Here is a 553-nt window from a genome sequence, read left to right as displayed (position 1 = left end):
GGGTTCGATTAAAGCAGCCGTCAAAGCTGATTCCATTTCTTTAATTGCATTTGAAATTGGGATGTTCGGATGGATGGCCATTGTTCACTATGTATTATTTACTGAACCGCCTAAACCCCATGAAGCTACGTATTGGTTTATGATGCAAATTGCGATGATCCTTGGCTTTGCAACGAGTTATCCTGCCAACTGGCTGCTCGTGAGGAAAGGGATTAAGGAAGAGATGTAAACATTGGAATTTCTCTGACAGATTACTTAGGCATATCCCTTTTATTAGCTGAGATCTTCATTAAATCAAATAAATCCAAACAAATTGTAAGGTTTCCTTACACAAAAGTTTCCATGTGGTAAATATAATGGTAATCTTTAATTAGTCAAAACAGAGTTAAAATATTTTCAAGCGTGCTTCCATCCCCCTAGCGGTGGAGGCACGCTTCTTTTTTCTACATGCAGGAAATGAAAAAAGTCGTCCAAATTCGGACGACCAAACTTTATAACTATTGCTTTACATAATACCGGGTAATCAAGGGTTGCTTATAATAAAACATAAAAA

1 protein-coding gene is annotated in these 553 nt (G+C 37.1%); it reads left to right on the top strand.

The genetic code is table 11. From position 1 onward, the window contains the following. The coding region (locus LD39_RS21370; protein ID WP_035553816.1) for a DUF4396 domain-containing protein at positions 1–229 on the top strand (229 nt) is incomplete at its 5' end. Between the last annotated feature and the right edge of the window lie 324 nt (positions 230–553).

It is taken from the genome of Halobacillus sp. BBL2006, assembly GCF_000786645.1.
In the GTDB taxonomy this organism is placed as follows: Bacteria; Bacillota; Bacilli; order Bacillales; family Halobacillaceae; genus Halobacillus.
The sequence above is the reverse complement of the archived record's forward strand: the minus strand, read 5'-3'. Positions and strand labels throughout refer to the sequence as shown.